5 protein-coding genes are annotated in these 4,297 nt (G+C 34.1%); 4 read left to right on the top strand and 1 reads right to left on the bottom strand.

The window, feature by feature from the left end:
* Positions 1-1,055 precede the first annotated feature (1,055 nt).
* The 4 genes from KJ849_03070 to KJ849_03085 all read left to right on the top strand — a co-directional run bounded on the left by KJ849_03070 (position 1,056) and on the right by KJ849_03085 (position 3,712).
* Positions 1,056-1,400 carry a hypothetical protein gene (locus tag KJ849_03070; protein ID MBU2599541.1) on the top strand — a complete coding sequence of 115 codons (345 nt, stop codon included), beginning with the start codon at positions 1,056-1,058 and terminating at the stop codon, positions 1,398-1,400.
* A 209-nt stretch (positions 1,401-1,609) separates the two neighbouring features.
* Complete coding sequence (locus tag KJ849_03075; GenBank protein ID MBU2599542.1) at positions 1,610-2,095, top strand: HIT domain-containing protein; 486 nt, start codon at positions 1,610-1,612, stop codon at positions 2,093-2,095.
* Between the two features lie 88 nt (positions 2,096-2,183).
* Entirely contained in the window at positions 2,184-2,726 is a 543-nt protein-coding gene (locus KJ849_03080; GenBank protein ID MBU2599543.1) for a methyltransferase domain-containing protein, read from the top strand.
* Between the two features lie 74 nt (positions 2,727-2,800).
* Positions 2,801-3,712, top strand: a complete 912-nt coding sequence (locus tag KJ849_03085) for a magnesium transporter CorA family protein (GenBank protein MBU2599544.1) — start codon at positions 2,801-2,803, stop codon at positions 3,710-3,712.
* Between the two features lie 5 nt (positions 3,713-3,717).
* Here the strand turns inward: KJ849_03085 and KJ849_03090 are convergent, their stop codons facing one another.
* Positions 3,718-4,065, bottom strand: a complete 348-nt coding sequence (locus KJ849_03090; GenBank protein MBU2599545.1) for a hypothetical protein — start codon at positions 4,063-4,065, stop codon at positions 3,718-3,720.
* Between the last annotated feature and the right edge of the window lie 232 nt (positions 4,066-4,297).

Genomic DNA, 4,297 nt, shown 5'->3' on the forward strand with positions numbered 1-4,297 from the left:
AAAGGTAAAAAATTATTTGGTGGTTTGGTTGCTAACACAGGCACAACAACAAACAACGGCAGGTGGGTTTATTTTACCGATAGCGGTGCTAAATTTAAAAAAGGTGAGTTTGGTAATTGGACTGATTTGGATTTATAATTATCCCGGAATTTGCAATAGAAACGGAATTCGACGGTGAAATAAGGGCGCATCTTCGACACAAAAAAGTACTTGCATAGCAATAAGTATGCGCGCACTTTTTTGTGCCAAATCTACACCCTTCTTTCACATCTCGGTTCTGCGTTTCTATTGCAAAATCCGGGATTATGGGTGGCGCGCTAATGAAATTGGCACAGCCTCAAATTCCGCCGAAAAAAAGAATCGTCCCCGCGAGGGCGTGGGGGAAGGGGGTTTGGGGGGAATTCCGCCACGCCCGAGGGAAATCAAATTGAAGACAGCCCCGCCGTCCTGCTCGTTCAGAGCAGAACCCCGCAAAATAGTTTTCTTTTCCTTTTAGAAGAAAAAAATCGGCGCGCGCAAATCAAAAATTGTGAAGAAAACTTTTGTGCGGGGTGGCGAGGTTTCCGAGCGACGGCGGGGATGGCTTCCTTATTGGGGGGTTTTGCTCAAAAAATGTTCGAACTTCGTTCAAAAAACACCGCCAAGTTGGAAAAAGAAAGGTTTGGCTCGCCCTCTGCGAGGGCTCGGCGAAATTTTTTGCGAGTGGGCTTTTGATTCTTTTCCTTATCCCTCCCTCCCAGCGCGGAAAAGGTTAAGGAACTCTCTAAAGTTCGTTTGTTTATTTTTGAAGTTTGCGGTATCATTAATATTAAGCAAGTTGATATACATTCACTATAAGTAGTGTATTACATTTAAAATATTATTATTGATTAATTGGAAATTATATGCTAACTTTATAAAATATTTTTGTAATAATTTTGTAATAATTTATCGTTAAGCTTCATTGACTCATATATTTATTATCTTTCTTTGAAGGCATTCCTGAAAAATTGGGTACGAGAAATTCATAAGCATAACTGGTAAGAAATTTAATCAAGTAAAGGAGGTTGATAAAAATGGCTATTGAACAAGTTAACAAGATAGAAAAAGGAGATTCTTTGCTTCCAGTAATTAAAAATATTGAAAAAGAATTAGAAGAAGAAAAAGAAAGAATTAAGCTGGAAGTAGAAAGAATGATAAAGGAAGAAGAAGAAAAGAGCAATAAAACCTTATTAGAATTTAGAGAAAACATTAACTCTCTTTATGAGGAAAAGCATCAAGAAGGATTAGCCAAGATTAAAAATAAAGCAGAAGAATTGAAATTAAAAAACGAGGAAGAGTTAGAAAGAATAAAGAATAAGGAATCTTTGTTAGTTCTTAAAGCCACAGAAAAGATATCTAAAGATATGTTTAGTTTTTAATTTCTGAAAAACTTGCAAATACTGCAAGCTCTTAGCCGTCAGTCAAAACTAACAAAATCAGGTAATAGTGCGTCAATGCTCCTCTCTCTTGCCTTAATGACTTATTCCTAACCAAACTGATAGCTGAAAACTGATACTTAAACAGTTACTAAATACTTACCAGCACTTTTTGAATTTAGACTCTAAGATGGGGAGAGACAAGATAAGAAATGTATAATAATCTCTTTGTTCCATCAAAATCTTCTTACGTAAGAGGAATAAGACCAGATGTTAAATGCATCCTTTGTGCAGTTAGGGATTATGATTCAAAGGTGGAGCATCTCGACATCTATAGATCAAAAGAGTTTATAGTTTCTTTAAATTTACACCCGTATAACCCTGGTCATATTATCATATTTCCAAAAGAACATATATTGGATACTAGAGAACTTAAACCTGAACAAGTCTTGGAATTATTTAATATCCTTTCATTTAGTCTGAATAAATTAGAGGAACTTTATCAACCTCAGGGGTTTAATATTGGTTTCAATATAAGAGAAGCAGGAGCAAGTATTGATCACCTTCATCTCCATGTTGTTCCAAGATATAAGAGTGAAGTTGGATTTATAGAGGTTTTATCGGGAACTCGGATTATCGTTGAAGATCCTCATGAAACAAAGAAGAAGCTCATAGATGCATATAAAAGATGCATCTAAAATTTTAGTCAAAAACAATAATTTATTGGCTATGGTTTGTTTTTAATTTTGGTTGCCTTCAAATAAAATTATAATAAGAGAAGTATTTATGGTTATTATTATTTCATTAATCACATTAGGAGTTGTAAGTCTTTTAATACTTACTTTTATCTTTTTCCCTCATTTTTTTGGAGCTTTGTGGTATCCTACTCCTAAGAGGAAGATAAGAAAGATGCTTTTTATGGCAAAATTAAAGGAAGGAGAATTAGTCTATGATTTAGGATGCGGCGATGGGAGAGTATTAATTATTGCGGCTAAAGAATTTAAGGCTAAAGCTGTAGGTATAGATATTGATCCATTAAAGATATTTTTTGTAAAGTTAAGATTGAAATTACTAAATTTATTAAATAGAAATATAAAATTAATTCAGGGAAATTTATTTCACTATAGTTTAAATGAGGCAGATGTAGTTACTATTTATCTAACTCAAGAAACAAATGGGAAATTGGCTTTTAAGCTATTTGATGAATTAAAGAAAGATGCCCGAGTGGTAAGTCATAAATTTCCTCTTCATGGTCATTTTGAATTAATAAATTTTGATCAGAATGATAAAATTTATGTATATAAACCTTTAATACTTTCCTATAATTAATTTGCTCTAGGTCAAATTTTTCATTAATAGGTGTTCTAAGGATTAGCAAGTTAACAAACGAAGGAGAACTTAGGGTGCTCAAAAAATATCAGATCTCTTCAGGGCAAATCGTAGAAAGCAATGAAGAAAAGAGTCCGATTTTAATTTACTTTAATCCTGACGAAACTGAAAAGCGTTTTCTTGTGGAGCATTATAAAATAGATGAACATACGCTTAATTCTGCCTTAGACCCTGACGAACCTTCGCGATTGGAATTTGAACCAAATCATTTGGCCTTTATCTTAAAATGGCCTAAAAATTATTCAGCAAATGACCAATTATTATTTAAAACCGCTACTACTGGTGTCTTCCTCTTTGGTAACCTTTTAATTTTGGTGCTAAATGAACAAACCATTATCTTCGAGAAGAAACACTTCACAAAAGTTACTTCCCTCACTAACCTTATCCTTAAACTCGTATATCGTTCTATTTACCACTTCTTGGAACATCTGAGGGTGATGATGATGCTTTCTGATGACTTGGAACAAAAGATCCAGCACTCCATGGAAAACCGCTATCTTATAAGTTTATTTACCATTCAGAAGAATCTGGTCTATTATCTTAATGCTATAGATTCTAATGGTGTCTTTATGGAAAAATTAAAAAATAATGCCAAAAAGATTGGTTTTATTCAAGAAGACTTGGAGTTTTTAGATGATATTATCATTGAAAATAACCAGTGTTCTCGTCAGGCAAATATATATTCCAGCATTCTTGCCGGCTTAATGGATGCCCGTGCTTCCATTGTCAATAATAATCTAAATATCTTGATGAAGACCTTAAATATTGTTGTCATTGCCCTTATGGTCCCAACCCTGGTTGTTTCCGTTTTTTCTATGAATGTAAAGATACCCCTGCAAAATCTTCCTTATGTCTTTTGGATAATAATAGGGTTAGCCGTTGTTTCGGTTGTTAGTTTTCTCATGTTTTGGCGACACAAGAAGTGATAGCATTAAGAGAAAATACCTCTTGTCTTTTTATAATGGACCCCAAAAATAGTATAATTGTAGAACCGGATAGGCATGGTAGGATTGCCTATCAAAGTCTTTTCCGTCTTTAATTCCTTCAGGATGCTTTTCTCAATATCTTCACTAATCCTTCTGTTTGCCCCATTGAGGCTGTACTCAATGGTAAATACCTCATAGTCTTTCCTGTATTTCTTAACCCATTTAAAGAATTGTCTCCGCTTCAGACCAAGCAAATCCATGTCATATTCAGCGCTAATCTCCTTCTTTAAATACCGGTCTAAAATCGTTCTTACCTGTTCTCTTGTAAGCCTTTTGCGAATATGTTCTGTCATTCTTTTTCCCTCCCTGTGTGATTGAATTTGTAATTCAAGACTAACATAGAGAAGTGCACTTTTCAATTTTAGCTAACAGAAAGTAAAATTAGATGTAATACCAAAATGAAAATGTCCTAATCTGGCAAAATGAAAATGTCCTGTTTAAGGATGTAAAATATCCCTCAAAAAAGGAGGGAGAAATGGAAGAAAAGGACATTTTCGAAATGAGCAAAAAAGAGTGGGCAAGATT

The organism is bacterium (genome assembly GCA_018830565.1).
Classification (GTDB): domain Bacteria; phylum UBA9089; class JAHJRX01; order JAHJRX01; family JAHJRX01; genus JAHJRX01.

Bases quoted from the DNA above. Each gene is read 5' to 3' on its own strand.
- KJ849_03070 (MBU2599541.1), top strand. From the start codon at position 1,056: ATGGCTATTGAACAAGTTAACAAGATAGAAAAAGGAGATTCTTTGCTT.
- KJ849_03075 (MBU2599542.1), top strand. From the start codon at position 1,610: ATGTATAATAATCTCTTTGTTCCATCAAAATCTTCTTACGTAAGAGGA.
- KJ849_03080 (MBU2599543.1), top strand. From the start codon at position 2,184: ATGGTTATTATTATTTCATTAATCACATTAGGAGTTGTAAGTCTTTTA.
- KJ849_03090 (MBU2599545.1), bottom strand. From the start codon at position 4,065: ATGACAGAACATATTCGCAAAAGGCTTACAAGAGAACAGGTAAGAACG.